General features: G+C 70.5%; 13 protein-coding genes. 5 read left to right on the top strand and 8 right to left on the bottom strand.

What is annotated here, in order from left to right; genetic code table 11:
* Positions 1-28 precede the first annotated feature (28 nt).
* Positions 29-1,522 carry a xylulokinase gene (locus JOD67_RS35055; RefSeq protein WP_205121965.1) on the top strand — a complete coding sequence of 498 codons (1,494 nt, stop codon included), beginning with the start codon at positions 29-31 and terminating at the stop codon, positions 1,520-1,522.
* Positions 1,519-3,207, top strand: coding sequence for an NAD-binding protein (locus tag JOD67_RS35050; RefSeq protein ID WP_205121964.1), 1,689 nt, complete (start codon positions 1,519-1,521; stop codon positions 3,205-3,207). Before JOD67_RS35055 ends, JOD67_RS35050 begins: the two co-directional genes overlap by 4 nt.
* A 19-nt stretch (positions 3,208-3,226) precedes the next feature.
* Here JOD67_RS35050 and JOD67_RS35045 read toward each other — a convergent pair whose 3' ends face one another.
* From JOD67_RS35045 to JOD67_RS35025, 5 genes are all read right to left on the bottom strand, one after another.
* The gene (locus JOD67_RS35045) at positions 3,227-4,222 is read right to left on the bottom strand and encodes a DUF8094 domain-containing protein (protein ID WP_205121963.1); all 996 of its coding nucleotides are present in this window, start codon (positions 4,220-4,222) and stop codon (positions 3,227-3,229) included.
* Complete coding sequence (locus JOD67_RS35040; protein ID WP_205121962.1) at positions 4,209-5,351, bottom strand: hypothetical protein; 1,143 nt, start codon at positions 5,349-5,351, stop codon at positions 4,209-4,211. Before JOD67_RS35040 ends, JOD67_RS35045 begins: the two co-directional genes overlap by 14 nt.
* 103 nt (positions 5,352-5,454) lie before the next feature.
* Positions 5,455-6,408, bottom strand: coding sequence for a tetratricopeptide repeat protein (locus JOD67_RS35035; protein WP_205121961.1), 954 nt, complete (start codon positions 6,406-6,408; stop codon positions 5,455-5,457).
* Between the two features lie 59 nt (positions 6,409-6,467).
* Positions 6,468-7,424, bottom strand: coding sequence for a methyltransferase (locus JOD67_RS35030; protein ID WP_205121960.1), 957 nt, complete (start codon positions 7,422-7,424; stop codon positions 6,468-6,470).
* A gap of 27 nt (positions 7,425-7,451) precedes the next feature.
* Complete coding sequence (locus JOD67_RS35025; RefSeq protein ID WP_205121959.1) at positions 7,452-7,961, bottom strand: GbsR/MarR family transcriptional regulator; 510 nt, start codon at positions 7,959-7,961, stop codon at positions 7,452-7,454.
* A 104-nt stretch (positions 7,962-8,065) separates the two neighbouring features.
* Between JOD67_RS35025 and JOD67_RS35020 the strand changes: the two genes are divergently transcribed.
* Both JOD67_RS35020 and JOD67_RS35015 read left to right on the top strand, forming a co-directional pair.
* Entirely contained in the window at positions 8,066-8,974 is a 909-nt protein-coding gene (locus JOD67_RS35020; RefSeq protein ID WP_205121958.1) for an ABC transporter ATP-binding protein, read from the top strand.
* Positions 8,971-10,569: an ABC transporter permease gene (locus JOD67_RS35015; RefSeq protein WP_205121957.1), complete on the top strand. Its 1,599-nt coding sequence runs from the start codon at positions 8,971-8,973 to the stop codon at positions 10,567-10,569. The genes JOD67_RS35020 and JOD67_RS35015 overlap by 4 nt, the downstream gene beginning before the upstream one ends.
* A 181-nt stretch (positions 10,570-10,750) precedes the next feature.
* On the opposite strand, the gene JOD67_RS35010 is transcribed toward JOD67_RS35015, so the two are convergent.
* Positions 10,751-11,791: a DUF3048 domain-containing protein gene (locus JOD67_RS35010; RefSeq protein WP_205121956.1), complete on the bottom strand. Its 1,041-nt coding sequence runs from the start codon at positions 11,789-11,791 to the stop codon at positions 10,751-10,753.
* 55 nt (positions 11,792-11,846) lie between these two features.
* Between JOD67_RS35010 and JOD67_RS42230 the strand changes: the two genes are divergently transcribed.
* Positions 11,847-13,304 carry an AAA family ATPase gene (locus JOD67_RS42230; RefSeq protein WP_205121955.1) on the top strand — a complete coding sequence of 486 codons (1,458 nt, stop codon included), beginning with the start codon at positions 11,847-11,849 and terminating at the stop codon, positions 13,302-13,304.
* Here the strand turns inward: JOD67_RS42230 and JOD67_RS35000 are convergent.
* Together JOD67_RS35000 and JOD67_RS34995 are read right to left on the bottom strand one after the other, a co-directional pair.
* The gene (locus JOD67_RS35000; protein ID WP_307782661.1) at positions 13,301-14,176 is read right to left on the bottom strand and encodes an aldo/keto reductase; all 876 of its coding nucleotides are present in this window, start codon (positions 14,174-14,176) and stop codon (positions 13,301-13,303) included. The genes JOD67_RS42230 and JOD67_RS35000 overlap by 4 nt on opposite strands.
* A 102-nt stretch (positions 14,177-14,278) precedes the next feature.
* Positions 14,279-15,157 carry an NUDIX hydrolase gene (locus JOD67_RS34995; RefSeq protein WP_205121953.1) on the bottom strand — a complete coding sequence of 293 codons (879 nt, stop codon included), beginning with the start codon at positions 15,155-15,157 and terminating at the stop codon, positions 14,279-14,281.
* Positions 15,158-15,163 lie beyond the last annotated feature (6 nt).

Below are 15,163 nucleotides of genomic sequence, written 5' to 3'. Positions count from 1 at the left end.
GAACTCGACTATACGGCATGATCGGCGCATGGGCGAGCCGGTGACGGTCGGGGTGGACGTCGGCACGACCGGGGTGAAGGCGGTCGTGGTCTCCGCTGCCGGTCGCGTGCTCGGCGAGGCGGGGCAGGAGTATGCGACCGCGTTCCCGGCGCCGAACGCGGCCGAGCAGAGTCCGCAGGACTGGTGGGCTGCGTCCGCCGCGGTGATCCGTGCCGCGCTCGCCCAGGCCGGCGCGGTGGACGTCGCGGCCGTCGGCGTGAGCAGCCAGGCGCCGACCGTCGTGGTGCTCGACAAGCAGGGCGACCCGGTGCGGCCGGCGCTGACCTGGATGGACCGGCGCGGGGTGTCGGAGTGCGAGCGGCTGGACGGCACGGAGGTGCTGCGACGTACGGGCAACCGGCTGGACGCGTACTTCGCGGCACCCAAGCTGGCCTGGTTGTTGCGCGCCGAGCCCGAGGTCCGCCACCGCGGACAGGGCGTGCTGATGGCGAACGGGTACGTCGTCCGCCAGCTCACCGGCGAGGCGACCATCGACACCGGCCACGTCGGCCTGACGCTGCTCGGGTCCGCCAGCGGATGGGACGAGAATCTCGTTGCGGAGTGGGGGATTCCCCGTTCCTGGCTTCCCGAGCCGGTGGACCCGGCAGACGTCGTCGGTCACGTCACCACCAAGGCGGCGCGGGCGACCGGTTTGCGCGCGGGGACGCCGGTCGTCGCCGGTCTGGTCGACGGCGCGGCCGCGAGCATCGAGGCCGGCCTCGCCGAGCACGGCGACGTCTGCGAGATGACCGGCCAGTCGACCGTGGTGAACGCCGCCGTCGAGACGGCCCGGCTCGGCGACGGACCCGGCACGTTGAGCACGCTGCCGTATCCGCTCGACGGGCTCGTCATCGTCTACGGCTCGATGGTCGCGACCGGCGGGATCCTGCGCTGGTTCCGCGACGAGCTCGGCGGCGGCGACTTCGCCGAGCTGGACACGCTCGCCGGCACGGCGCCCGTGGGCAGTGGCGGCGTGGTGCTGCTCCCGTACTTCCTCGGCGAGAGGTCGCCGATCTGGGACGCCGACGCCCGCGGCGCGCTGGTCGGGCTGTCGATGGGGACCCGGCGCGCGGACCTGGTGCGGGCGATCCTCGAGGGGACGGCGTACGGACTGGCGCACAACCTCGCGGAACTGTCGAAGCTCGGCATCAACCCCGAGGTGCTGCGCAGCATCGGCGGAGGATCGCGCGGACGGACCTGGACCCAGATCAAGGCCGACGTGACCGGGCTGCCCGTCGAGGTGCCCGCGCACTCCGCGGGCGCGCCGGTCGGAGTCGCGATGGTGGCCGCTTCCGGCGTCGGGCTGGTGCCGTCGCTGCGGGACGCGGTGCTGGCCCGCCGATCTGGGCCGTTGGCGTTCCGCGCCTCGCCGGACAGCGGGCGGCACGCGACGTACGAACGACTGCTCGAGGTCTATCGCGAGCTGTATCCGGCACTGACCCGCGTCCACGCCCTGCTGGCTGGCCTACGATCGAGCGTGTGACTTCGGACGACGGGCTGATCGAGCCCGAGAGCCTGGCCGAACCAAGGCCGGCGCGACGCGGTCACTACGTCGTCGCCGGAGCGGACAGCATCGCCGTACGGGCGGTCGAGGAGCTGCGACGGTTGCGGGAACGCGTCGTCGTCATCCTCCCGGACCCGGAGACCGATTTCGCGCAGGAGATCGCCGAGTCCGGCGCGGAGATCGTGGTCGCGCGGCGCCCGAACGAGACCGCGCTCCGGGACGCGGGCGTCACGAACGCGCGGGCGGTCGGCTTCGTCCATCCCGACGACGTCGGCAACGTGCACGGGGCGTTGACGGCGAACGAACTCAACCCGGACATCCGGGTCGTCGTACACATCGTCAACCCACGCTTGCGCGACCATCTCGAGTCGCTGATCCCCAACTGCAAAGGCGTTTCCACCGCCGACCTCGCGGCGCCGGAGCTGGTGTCGGCGGCGCTGGACGAGTCCGACGTCACCTGGCTCACGATCGGCGGGCGCGAGGTCGTGGCGGGTCCGGTCGAGCTGATCCAGGCGCCGGTGATCGCGTCGCTGGCGAACGTCCGCGGCCGAACGCAGACCGAGCTGTTGCCGACGGGGCGGGGCGACCTCGTGCTGGGCAGCGCCGTCCGCGGCGAGCCGGTGCGGCGACGGCCACGGCTCGACGACCTCCGCTCGGACCTCGGGCGGGTGTTCGACCGACGGCTGCGGATCGTAGCGCTGACGTTGGTGCTGCTGATCGCCTTGGGCACGCTGCTGGTCCGGGCCTGGCCCGCCGGGCACGTGCCCTGGCTGGACGCCCTGTATATCGCGGTCTCGACGGTGACGTCGACCGGCTACGACGACCCGCGCGCGGCGACCGCGCCGGGGGAGCTGCGGCTGATCGCGATCGCGGTGCAGCTGGCGGGCCTGGTCATGGTGTCGCTGCTGACGGCGGCGATCGTGGACGCGTTCGTGGGGGAGAAGCTGGCGCGCTCGTTCGGCGGCGTGCGCGGGCGGCCGCGCGGGCACTTCGTGGTCTGCGGGCTCGGGACGGTCGGGACGCGGGTGACCGAGCTGCTGCTGCAACGCGGCTTCAACGTCGTCGCGGTCGAACGGGACGGAGCCAAGCCCGGCGTGCAGGCCGTCCGCGGGCTCGGCGCGTCGGTGATCATCGGGGACGTGTCGAACGACGACGTGATGTACCAGGCGCGGATGCATCGCTGCCGTGGGGTGATCGCGGCGACGAACGAGGACGTGGCGAACCTGCAGGCCGGGTTGTACGCGACCGAACGCAACCCCGAGGCACGCGTCGTGCTGCGGCTGTTCGAGCACGACCTGGCGGCGCGGGTGCAGGAGAAGATCGGCGTGGGGACGACCCGTTCGGTCTCGATCCTCGCGGCGCCGCGGTTCGTCTCGGAGATGATGGAACGCCGGGTCGACGTGACCGTCTCCGCCGGCCGCCGGGTGCTGATGGTGACCGAGGTCCCCGTCGAGACCGGCTCCACCCTCGACGGCCGGCCGCTCAGCGAGCTGGCCGAGGCGGGAACGTTGCGCATCCTCGCCCACCGCGGCGGCGACGGCCGCTGGCGATGGACCCCCAGCGACCGCATCGTGGTGCGCGCTGGCGACCGCGTGGCGCTGGTCGCGTCGCTGGCCGGCCTCGCCCGCGCGTTGCTGCGGACGCGGGCCGGCAACCGGCCGTAAGAGCCGTCCCGGTCGAGGGTCAGACGATGGCGGCGGTGCCGAGGGAACGCTGGACGCCGAGCAGCTCGACCAGACCGTTCCCCTTGCCCTTGGGTGGGACGAACGCGGCGACCTGCCAGACCCAGGTCTCCTTGAGCTGTTTGGTCACCTTGGTCAGCCCGGTGAACGCGGCCGCCTCGTCGGTCGGGCGCAGCGCGAGCGTCTGGCCGGGCCGCATGAGGACGTTGTTCCGCTCCTCCATCGCGAAGATCACCAGCGCGCCGCCGTCCTTCGCCGCGACCGCCCGGTAGCCGACCACCTTCACGGCCTGTTCGAACGTCAGCTTGTCCGGCAACGCGCGGTACCGCGCCGCGATCTGGTGCGCCGTCACCGTCATCCCATGCGGGACGAACGCCGCCGCGTGCGGCGCGGTCGGGCCGCCCTGGATCAGCGCGGCGTACGCCTCGGCCGCCTTCGCCGGCGGCCGGCGCAGCTCGGCGATCTGCTCGGGCATCCAGATCGGCACGGCCGACTCGCCGTTCTTCTGCAGCTCCGGCACCGGCTGGCTCGGGTCGAGCATGACCGAGATCGCGTTGCGCCACTCGTGGCCAGCGGTCGAGCGCGTGACCAGGTCGACGACCTGGCGGCCGTTGCCGTTCGACATCGTCGAGACGCCCATCAGCCAGACCGGGTACTTGCTGAACTTCGGCAGCGCGATCGTCGGGTTGGTCCGCGTGAACGGCGCGGTGGTGTCCTTGCGCTGCGGGTCGAGGCGGCGCTTGATCTTGTAGGCAGCCGTGGACACGCGGAGCAGCGGGCCGGTCTCCACGGTCGAGACGAGGCCGGCGTCACGTTCCTCGCTCGCCTCGAGATGGACGGTGTCGTAGCGGTCGAAGAACTTCACGCTCGACTGCACCGACGCGGGCGTCCACGGCGGGGCGCTGTTGGTCTTCTGCTCGGGCATCGTGACGCAGGCAGTCGCCGTGACGAACGTCAGCGCGAGCACGGCGGCGACGGCGCCGCTACGGCTGGCCATGGTCGTCTCCCTGCGAGGACTCGGATTCCTTGGCGGGCGGTTCGGGGGTACGCCGCGGCGGGCCGGCGGGGCGCCACGGCAGCGGGCCGGCGGGCGGCGGCTGCTGCCGCGGCGCTGCCGGTGGCTGGAACGTGGGCTGCGGCGGCGGCTGCTGTTGAGGTTGCTGTTGAGGCTGCTGGGCCGGCGGCGCGGGCGGGTAGGCCGGCTGCTGCTCGGGCGGTTGCTGCTGCGGCGGCGGGGGAGTCGGCACGGGCTGGCCGGTGCCCAGGTCGAGCGGCGGCCCGACGGGTATGCGGCCACCGTTCGACTCCGCCGGCGGACCGGCGTGCGCAGGCTCGGGCTGAGGCTCGTCCTGTGGTGGCTCGCCGTGTGGCGGCATCGAGCCCCAGGGCGGGCCGTTGAACGACTCCTCGGTCGGCGGCCCGCGGTGGCTGGGCTCCTGCTGGCTGCCCCAGTACTCGTTCTGTCCCCACTGGTCGCTCTGGTCCCACAGGACCAGGTCCTCCTCGACCGGCTTCTGCTGCAGCACCCGCAGCAGGAGCGCGCCGAGCACGAGCAGCACCAGGCCGCCGAGCGCGACGAGCATCGCGGTCGCGAACGCTCCGGGGATCTCGACGCCGATCGTGACGACCGCGTCGACGTTCGCCTTGCCGTCGGCGCCCATGATCGCGATGTCGTACGGGCCGTCGGCCATCGGCCAGACGAGCTCCTGCTTGCCCGAGCCGGAGACCTTGGCGATCCACCACTCCAGCCCGTTGGGCGGGTTGACCTCGGTCTGCTTGCCGATGACGTCCCCGGTGGTCAAGGAGAACGGCAGGTCGAGCTCGGTGACCTTGGTCCGGCTCGTGCCGGAGAAGTAGCTGCCGACGTCGACGTGGTGGCCGATGCCGATGAACAGCTGCCGGCCGGGCTCGGCCGGCTCGGCGGTCACGTGCAGTCGCGGACCGTAGTAGTCGAACAGCTCCGGCGAGGTCGTGATCGCGACGCCCTTGCTGCTGATCGTGCGGGCCGGTGAGCTGATGACGTTATCGGGACCGATGTACCCAAATGCCGCGATCAGCCCGCCCGCGAGCGCGAGCAAACCCACGAGGGCAGCGACCACGCCACCGACGATTCGAGCGACACGCATCCCCTACCCCGTCCCGATGTGCTTTCTGGTTCAGGGTAGCGAAGTGACCTGAGAGGTCCGCACGCGGTTTGTCACGTTCTGTGTACAACTACCCGAGGTGCGGTCAGAACAAGGCCGTACTGAGTGCCAGCCGGGCCTTCTTCACGCGCGGGTCGTCGACGCCGAGCGCTTCGAAAAGCTCCAGCAGATGAAGGCGTACGGCGTTGCGCTCGTCGCCCGCGGTGCGCCGGACCGTGTTGACGAGGCGGGCGAACGCGGCGTCGGCGTTCCCGGCGGCGAAGTCCAGGTCGGCCGCCGCCAGCTGCGCCTGCGCGTCGTCCGGCTTGGCCGCCGCGGCGGCGCGGGACTCCTCGGGGTTGAGGTGCTGGACGCGGGCGAGCAGCTTGGCCTGGGCGAGCCCGACCTTCGCGATCGCGTCGGCGGGAGCGTTGTCGAGAACGGTCTCGAACGCCTTGACCGCGGCGTCGAAGTCACCGCGGTTGAGCGCGTCCTCGGCCTCGAAGTACCGAGGGTCGCCTTCCGGCTCCTCGTCCTCGGTGCCGGAGGGCTCCTGCGGCTCGGCGACGTTGATCGGCTCGGTCGTGCCGGTCACGCCGTTCGCCTCGGCGACCCGGAGCAGCTCGGAGAAGTACTGGCGTACCTGGGCCTCGGGGAGCGCGCCCTGGAAGAGCGGGACGATCTGGCCGCGGATGACGGCGACGACGAGCGGGATGCTCTGCACGTTCGCGGCCTGCGCGATCCGCTGGTTGGCTTCGATGTCGATCTTCGCGAGCACCAACCGGCCGGCGTACTCGTCGGTGAGCCGCTCGAGGATCGGGCTGAGCTGCTTGCAGGGCTCGCACCAGTCGGCCCAGAAGTCGATGACGACGGGAACGTTGACCGAGCGCTCGACGACCTCCTGCTGGAAGTTCTCCTCGGTGACGTCGATCACATAGCTGCCCGACCCGGCGGGTCCTCCGCCACCCGGCGCCTGCCCAGCCGACGGCGGGGGCGCGGCGGGACGAGCCAACGACGACAGGTCAATCGCACCACGGCGCGTGAAGCTCTCGGACGTCATAGCCCGATTCTCCCCGACGACACGCCCGGATCCCAACTGGGGCGGTTCGTCGCCTCGCCTCAGCTGCTGGTCTGTCCCGCCGCGAGGACCGTGTGCGCCTCTCCGGCGGTGCGTTCGACTTCGAGCCCTTCCTGGTCGAAGTACTTGGCATAGCGAGCTTCCAGACTCGAGTGCACCACGACCAGAAGGCGTCCTTGTTTCGCGCGTTGCAGGAGTCCCGCCATCAACTGTCGCGAGTCCTGCGCGTTGATGTGCGTGGGGATGTTGCAGACCGTCAACGGAGTGTCTTCCGGGGCAGTGGGATCGGCGTCGCATTCGGTCCGGAGCTCGACGTTGCTCGCCTGTGCGTTGCGCTCGGCGAGCCACAGGGCGACGGCGTCGATGTCCGATCCGACCGCGCGCGTGGCGACGCCGTTGAGCACCAGGCCGAGGGCGAGCGCTCCGTAGCCGATGCCGATGTCGGCTACCGCGGGAACGGGGCGGTGCGCCAGGGCGACGTCCAGCAGGAGCTGCGTACCGGCATCGACCTGCCGAGGGGAGAACACTCCATAGTCGGCGGCCAGCTGGACCTGCTGGCTACCGAGGGCGGCGTCGAACGTGGTCGGGTCGGGCAGCGCGGGCGCCGCCGGTGCCGTACCGGTCAGCGTGGTCACCCGTCCCTTCTTCTGCCGGGTCAGCGACCAGCCGTCGGCGGCGAGGAGCTTCTGGATCGAGTCCGGGCCCTGCTGCTTGTCGAGATGCCACCGAATCTCACACGTGGATGTCGCCAGCCGAGCCGCCGCGAGCCACGCGAGAACGGAGACGAAACTCTTCCCCCGATAGGTGGGGAGGTAGATGTCGACGGTTTCCGCGTCGCCGGAGAACTGCGGCTTCATCGCCTCGTGGAAGAAGACGCCCGACATGGCGTTCTCGGAGGCGTAGCGCAGCTCGGAGGCAGAGAGGGCGACGATGCGCGACGTGCCCGGAGGCACCTCGGCAGTCGAGGTGGGAAGCCCGATCAGCCAACGCTGGGTCATGCGCGCAAGGCTACAAACGCTTGACGTTCATTCCGCCCGCGAGGCTGCCTTCACCTCGCGCCACTTGACGAACAGGTCCTCGATCTCGCTGCCGACGAACGTGAAGAAGTCGTGCAGCTCACGCACCCGACCACCGGCGCGGGTCTGCTTGCCGCCGACCGCGTCGATGCCGTCGACGGTGAGGTCGGCGAACAGCTTGTAGATGTTGCCCTTCGCCATCGCCATCTCGTACCAGGGATCGTCGGGCAGCCGGTAGATGTCTCGGCGGGAGCCGCGCACCGGGTCGCGGAAGATCAGCCCCATGTTCGTCAGCGTGCGCACCGCGCCGGAGATCGCGGCCGGTGACGCGTCCAAGCGCTCGGCGAGGTCGCGGGCGGTCAGCCCGTCCTCCTCGGCGCACTCCAGCGTCATCAGTACGCGAGCGGCCATCCGTGGGAAGCCGAAGCTGGCGAGGGTCATGGCTATGCGTTCGATGAAGGCGTGGACGGCCTCTTCGTCGCGGTGGCCGGCGGGGTTTTGCACGTCGGTCGCGGACATCGTTCCCTCCCAGAAAGTCGTCCAGGTCCCTCGCTTCAGGTGTGTCCCAGTTCACAGGCAACACTTAATTCACAACTTCGTGAAACGAGTGTAGCTTCTGGATCGTGGAAAACATCATCACGGTATCCGGCCTGAGCAAGCGCTTCGGCCGGACGCAGGCACTCGACGGGCTGGACCTCGAGGTCCAGGCCGGCGAGGTGCACGGCTTCCTGGGCCCGAACGGCGCCGGGAAGTCCACCACGATCCGGATTCTTCTGGGTCTACTCAAGAAGGACCACGGCGACGTCAGCCTGCTCGGTGGCGACCCGTGGTCCGACGCGACCGAGCTGCACAAACGGCTCGCGTACGTTCCGGGCGACGTCACCTTGTGGCCCAACCTGTCCGGCGGCGAGGTCATCGACCTGCTGGGCAGACTTCGCGGGGGCCTGGACAAGAAGCGCAGGAACGAGCTCCTCGAGCGGTTCGAGCTCGACCCGCGCAAGAAGGGCCGCGCGTACTCCAAGGGCAACCGGCAGAAGGTCGCCGTCGTCGCCGCCCTCGCCTCCGACGTCGAGCTGCTGTTGCTCGACGAGCCGACCTCCGGCCTCGATCCGCTGATGGAGGAGGTCTTCCAGCAGTGCATCCTCGAGGAGAAGCGCGGCGGCCGTACGGTCCTGCTGTCCAGCCACATCCTCGCCGAGGCCGAGGCGCTGTGCGACCGCGTGACGATCATCCGCAACGGCCGCACCGCCGAGAGCGGCACGCTCACCGAGCTCCGGCACCTCACCCGTACGTCGATCACCGCCGATCTGGCCGGTCCGCCGAACGGTCTCGCCCAGCTCGACGGCGTGCACAGCCTCGAGGTCGACGGCACCCGCGTGCGCTTCGAGGTCGACACCGACCAGCTCGACGCCGCACTGCGCCAGCTGACGGCGATCGGCGTCCGTACGCTCACCAGCCAGCCGCCCACGCTGGAAGAGCTCTTCCTCCGCCACTACCAGGACGAGCCGGTCCCGCAGGAGGCCGCACGATGAACGCGTTGGTCGGTACCGGCAAGCTGGTCCGGCTGATCCTGCGTCGCGACCGGTTCCTGCTGCCCATCTGGATCCTGCTGTTCGGGCTGCTCCCCACGACGTACATCTCGGCGATCACCGAGCTCTACCCGACCGTCGCCCAGCAGGCGCTCTACGCCCAGACGGCCGGGGCGAACCCCACGTTCCTCTCGCTGTACGGGCCGATCTGGAGCCACGACATCGGCGGCATCGTCACCCAGCGCGCCGGCTTCCTCCCGATCATGATCGCGCTGATCAGCGTGCTCACGGTCATCCGGCACACCCGGACCGAGGAGGAGGCCGGGCGGCGCGAGCTGCTCGGCGCCACCGTGGTCGGCCGGCACGCCGGGCTCGCCGCGGCGCTGATCGTCACGGTCGTCGCCAACCTCCTCATCGCCGGCATCGTCTTCGGGGCGTTCGTCGGCCAGGACATGGCGGTCGACGGCTCGCTCGCGCTCGGCCTGGAGTTCGCGTTCGCCGGCATCCTCGGTGCCGCGATCGGCGGGCTCGGCGCGCAGCTCACCACGGGTGCCGGCAGTGCACGCGGCTTCGCGATCGCCGTGCTCGGCGCGTTCTTCGTCCTGCGGGTCGCGGGCGACGTCGGCGGCGAGTCGAGCAGCGTCTCGTGGCTGTCCTGGTTGTCGCCGATGGGGTGGGTGCAACGGGTCCGCCCGTTCGGCGACGAGCAATGGTGGACGCTCGCGCTCGTCGGCGGGCTCGCGGTCGTGCTGTTCATCGCCGCGGTGGCGATCTCGGCCCGCCGCGACGTCGCGGCCGGCGTCTTCCCGCCTCGCCTGGGTCCTGCCGACGCGGCGCCGAGCCTGCGCAGTCCGGTCGCGCTCGCGTGGCGTCTGCACCGCACGTTGCTGTACAGCTGGGCGGCGGCGTTCGCCGCACTCGGCCTGGTCTTCGGCAGCGTGGCGGCCAGCGTGCAGGACCTGCTCGAGGACAGCGCGCAGATCAAGGAGATGTTCGAACGCATCGGCGGCGGCGTCGACATCGTCGATGTCACGTTGGCGACGACGCTGGGCATTCTCGGCCTCATCGCCACCGGGTACGCGATCCAGGCCACGCTGCGGATGCGCGCCGAGGAGACCGAGGGCCGCGCCGAGCCCGTCCTCGCCACGCACGTCGGCCGGCTGCAGTGGGTGGCGAGCCATGTGGTGTTCGCGCTCCTCGGCCCCGCGGTCGTGCTGGCGGTGGCCGGGCTGACGGCCGGCGTCACCCACGGCGCGAACGTGGGGAACATCGGTGAGCAGGTGCCGCGCGTCCTCGCCGGCGCGCTCGTCCAGCTGCCGGCCGTGTGGGTGCTCGTCGGCCTCGCCCTGCTGCTGTTCGGCCTGCTGCCGCGGATCGCGGCGGCGGTGTGGGGGGTCTTCGGGCTGTTCGTGCTGCTCGGTCAGGTCGGTTCGTTCCTCGGGCTCGAGCAGTGGATGCTCGACGCCTCGCCGTACTCGCACCTCCCGCTGCTGCCCGGCGGCGAGTGGACGGCGACCCCGCTGCTCACCTTGCTCGGCATCGCGCTCGTGCTCGGTGCGGTCGGGTTCGTCGGCTTCCGGCGTCGGGACGTCGGCTAGCCACGGGATTCGTGATGGGGTGGGCTTGCGGCGGTCGCCTCACGCGGCCAGTGGCCGCTCTACCTGGCGTCCACCCCACGTAAAGGGGCCAATGATCATGTAAACATGATCATTGGCCCCGGGCCGGGCCGGGTCGGTCGAACCAGCCGCCGGACGAGGACGGCCTGGAGCTGCTCGGCCGTCAGGCGGGCGCGAACACCACCCAAGTCTGGCCAGTCGCGAACGGCAGCGACTGGCCAGCTGGCGTGGTGAACGTCGTCCCCGCGGTCGCGGTCGGGCGGCTCCAGCGGCCCTCGTACGCGCGGCCGTCTCGCAGCACGAGCGCCCGCCCGGTGCCGACCGTCTCGACGAACGGGGAGACGTTTCCCCAAGCATCCTTGAATCTCGATCCCTTGATCTTCGCGTACTGGACCACGACCGTCGCCGGAGTCGCGGGCGGTCCGGCGGCGTCGCGGATCGGCTTGCCGTCCATCGAGACGTTCCACCGCATCGCGGACGCGTTCCAGCGGAACCCGATGGTGAAGGCCGAATACCTCACGTTGTAAGCGTTCTTCGGCTGTCCGCCCGCTGGCGCCGCGCCGAACCGGAAGCCGATGTCCTTGGCCAGCGAGGCTTTCGGGGCTCGCGAGAGCAGCCGGAGTGGCTCGGCGTAGAGGTTGTGCGGCGCCGGTCGGTCGCCGTGCCGGTCGTACGCGTTGCCCGCGTGCGCGGGGGAGACGTCGAACAGCGGCGCGTCGGCGATGAGCGGCAGCACTGTTCCCTTGGCGCCTGAGTAGGCGAACGCCGGTTGGCCGAACTGGGAGAGGATGTGCAGATCCGACTCCCGCGCGCTGCGCACCGGCCCCACCACGTTCGGCAGGCGTGAGGAGAAGATCGCCATCATGCGGCTCAGTCCAGCCTCGACGGGCTCGACGTACACCAGGTCCGCTTGGGCGAGGTTCGACGGCGGCCGGGCTTGCCGCACGTTGTCGATCTTGACCGCGAGAACGGGACCGGGCTTCGCGTCGCCCAGGCCGGTGAACGGCGAGATCCCGCTGCCGAGCGGTGGCGCTGTCGGCTTGGGAGTAGGGGCCGGGGTGGGTGTCGGCGACGGCGTGGGCGTCGGTTTCGCTGTGGGGGTGGGAGAACTCGGCGCCGGGGCCGGAGTCGAACCCGACGAACACGCCACCGCCGCGAGAAGCGAAGCGATGACCATCACTCGTACGTACCGGCTCACTGCCATGGGAAGCCAGGTTATCGAGTTGCCTTAACGGTGCGGGCGGACGAACCTTGTCGCTGTGACCAACGGGGAGAACGCGAACGAGGAGTTCCGCCAGGAGTTTCGGCGGCTCATCAACCAGCTGACCAGGGACGAGCCAACCACTCGTCCTCCGCTGATCCCACGCCTGCGTGAGCATCTGGGCTTCGAGCCGCTCGAAGCGCCGGTGCTGTTGACGAACTTCGCCGGCCACGACCACGCCAACGTGCACCTGGCCCTGACGGCGTGGTTCAGCGCGCCTGGACGCAGCTTCGAGCTCATCGGCGTGTCGGGAGCGAATCGCAGCGACAACCCGCTGGCGGAGATCCTGGAAGGCGCCGAGCGCTGGAACCACTACGGCGTGGGCGCGGTCGACTATTCGCACGTGTCGATCTCGGTCGACGACGAGCTCGACTGTGTCGCGTACGGGTTCTTCCTCGGCGTCGACGGCGACGACCGGTTCGCCGTTCTCATGCAGGGGCCGGCTCCGCGCTACGGCCTGGGTGCCGTGCGCGTCGAGGTGATCGCGACGACCACGGACGCCGGCAAGCGGCTGCTCGACGAGCTGCCCGACCTGATGCGCGAGCACAACATCTTCCGCGGCAAGGTGGTCTCGCTCGAGGGTGCGGACTTCGCCGAGGGCGTCGGACCGTTCCGCTTCCACCGCCGGCCGGGCGTCCAGCGTTCGGAGGTCGTGCTGCCCGACGGCGTGCTCGACCGGGTCGAACGGCACGTCATCGGCGTCGCCGCGCACCGCGAGAAGCTGCTCGCCGAAGGACAGCACCTGCGCCGAGGTCTGTTGCTGTACGGGCCTCCTGGCACGGGCAAGACGCACACGGTGCGCTATCTGCTGTCCCGGTTGGAGGATTTCACCGTCGTCCTGCTCTCGGGCACGACCATCCAGTACATCAGCGCCGCATGCAGTCTGGCGCGCATGCTGCAACCGGCGTTGGTCGTTCTGGAGGACTGCGACCTCGTCGCGGAGGCTCGCAGCCGCGGTCGCGGCGGTGAGAACCCGCTGTTGTTCACGGTCCTCAACGAGATCGACGGCCTCGCGTCCGAGGCGGACGTCGCCTTCCTGATGACGACGAACCGAGCGGACCTGCTCGAGCCCGCGCTGAGCCAGCGTCCTGGCCGGGTCGACATCGCGGTCGAGATTCCCCTGCCAGACAAGGCCGGACGGCGGCAGCTGCTCGACCTGTACGGGCCGCGGCTCCAGCTCACCGAGGACGACGCGGCGGAGGTCGTCGAACGTACCGACGGCACGACCGCCTCGTTCGCGAAGGAGCTCGTCCGCCGCTCGGTGCTGGTCAGCGCCGAGCGAGGCGGCGACGAGACGTCCGCCGCGGACGTACGGCTCGCACTGGACGAGCTGCTGTCCGACCGCGACGCCCTCACCCGCCGCCTCCTCGGCGCGGGTGGGGACGAGCCCCAGTACGTCGAGCCGGCACCGTTCACCGACGGACCCGCCGTACCAGGACTCGCCCCGCGCGACTAGTTCCCGTGCTTGGGCGCGGGCTCCGGGGTGGGGTCGCTCTCGAGCAGCGCCAGCTCCTCGGTGGTCAGCTCGATGTCGGCTGCCGTGAGGTTCTCGGCCAGGTGGTCGGCGTTCGACGTGCCAGGGATCGCCAGGACGTGCGGTCCCTGGTGCAGGGTCCACGCGATCCGCACCTGGGCCGGCGTGAGGCCACGTTCCCGCGCGACCGTCTCGACCGGATCCGAGGCGGCCACGCCGCCGACCTCGCGGTCAGCGGCCGCGAGCGAGAAGAACGGGACGAACGCGATGCCCTGCTCGCCGCAGAGTGCGAGCAACTCGTCGTTGACACGCCCGAAGTCCACGCTGTAACGGTTCTGCACCGCCACCACGGGCGCGAGCTGCTGCGCCTGCGCCAGATGCTCGTTCTTGATGTTGGACAGCCCGAGATGGCGAATCTTGCCCTCCTCGCGCAGTTCGGCAAGCACACCGAAGTGTTCTGCCACCGAGGCGAGGCCCATCTGCCGGAAGTAGACGAGGTCGAGAGCCTCCTCGCCGAGGTCGCGCAGGTCCTGCTCGACCAACGTACGAAGCTGCTCCGGGCTCGCTAGCCCATCCTCGGTCGGACCCACCTTGGTGGCGATCAGCAGGTCGTCGGAGTACGGTGCGAGCGCTTGCCGGAGAGCAACGTTTGCCCAGTTCAGGCTGGTGAATCTCGTCGATCCACGCACCGCGGAGACGCTCGGGTAGAACGCCGCGGTGTCGAGGTGGTTCACGCCGAGCTCGACGACGCGCCGGAGGAGCGCGATGGCCTGCTCCGTGGGCTGCTCGCTCGGGGTCGAGCCGGCAATGCGCTTGAGCCCGAAACCGATCCGGTTGACGAGCTTGTCGCCCACTGATAGTGTGGAAGTGGAACCTGTAATGGAAATCATTTTCGCCATGTGCAGAGGATATCGCCAGATCTGGCGATGTCCAGTCTTTCTTTCTCGAGGCTCTTTCTAGAGGCTTTCGACGGCCGCGCCTCGTTCGAGGTAGAGCACCTCGCCGTACGGGGCGCCGAGGACGGCAGCCAGGCGCTTGTACGTGCCGGGCAGGCAGCGTTCCTTCACCACGTCGAGCGTGCAGAACTCGACCTGCTTGATCTCCCGCGGCTCCAGCTCCAACCGGTCCAGGAACGTCGCGCCGTCGTGCACGCCGCCGTCGAACAGCAGCTCGACCGCGTCGTCCCAGCCGTTCCACGGCGGCAGCCAGTCCACAGCGAGCAACGGTCCGATCGGCAGGTCGATGCCGAGCTCCTCCGTCGCCTCGCGCGTCGCACCGTCCCGTGGCGACTCGAACGGCTCGACCACGCCGCCGGGCAGTTCCCAGTCGGCCTTGTACGTCGTCTCGCACAGCAGCAGCCGGCCGTGCTCGTCGCGGACGACCACGTGCGCGATCAGCCGCGTCCGCGGCAGCGTCGAGTTCACCAGGCCGATGAAGCCGGCCCGCGTACTCGGCTCGGGATCGTCGGCCAGCCGCGCCACCAGCACGAAGTCGTGCCGTGCGCCGTCGAGCGTGCGGCGCGAACGGATCACGCCCTCGCGGCGCATCCCGGAGCGCGACGCCACGCGCAGCGCGGCCAGGTTGCCGGCGTCGACGTACGCCTCGACCCGCACGTACCCGCTGGCCAGCGCGTGCCCCACCAGCAGTCGCACCGCCCGCGTGGCATGCCCGCGCCGCCGGTACGTCTCGTTGATCTGCCACGACAGCTCGGCGACAGCGTCGCCGGCGTCGACCAGCCGCACCCGGCCCACCGGCTGCCCGTCCGCCGCGACGGCGAACTGGCCGGTCTCGTTCGTGGACCGAAGCGTCACGACGCCATCGCTGATCTCGGGCACGGGGGC

Origin of the sequence: Tenggerimyces flavus, assembly GCF_016907715.1 — a bacterium.
In the GTDB taxonomy this organism is placed as follows: Bacteria; Actinomycetota; Actinomycetes; order Propionibacteriales; family Actinopolymorphaceae; genus Tenggerimyces; species Tenggerimyces flavus.
The sequence above is the reverse complement of the archived record's forward strand: the minus strand, read 5'-3'. Positions and strand labels throughout refer to the sequence as shown.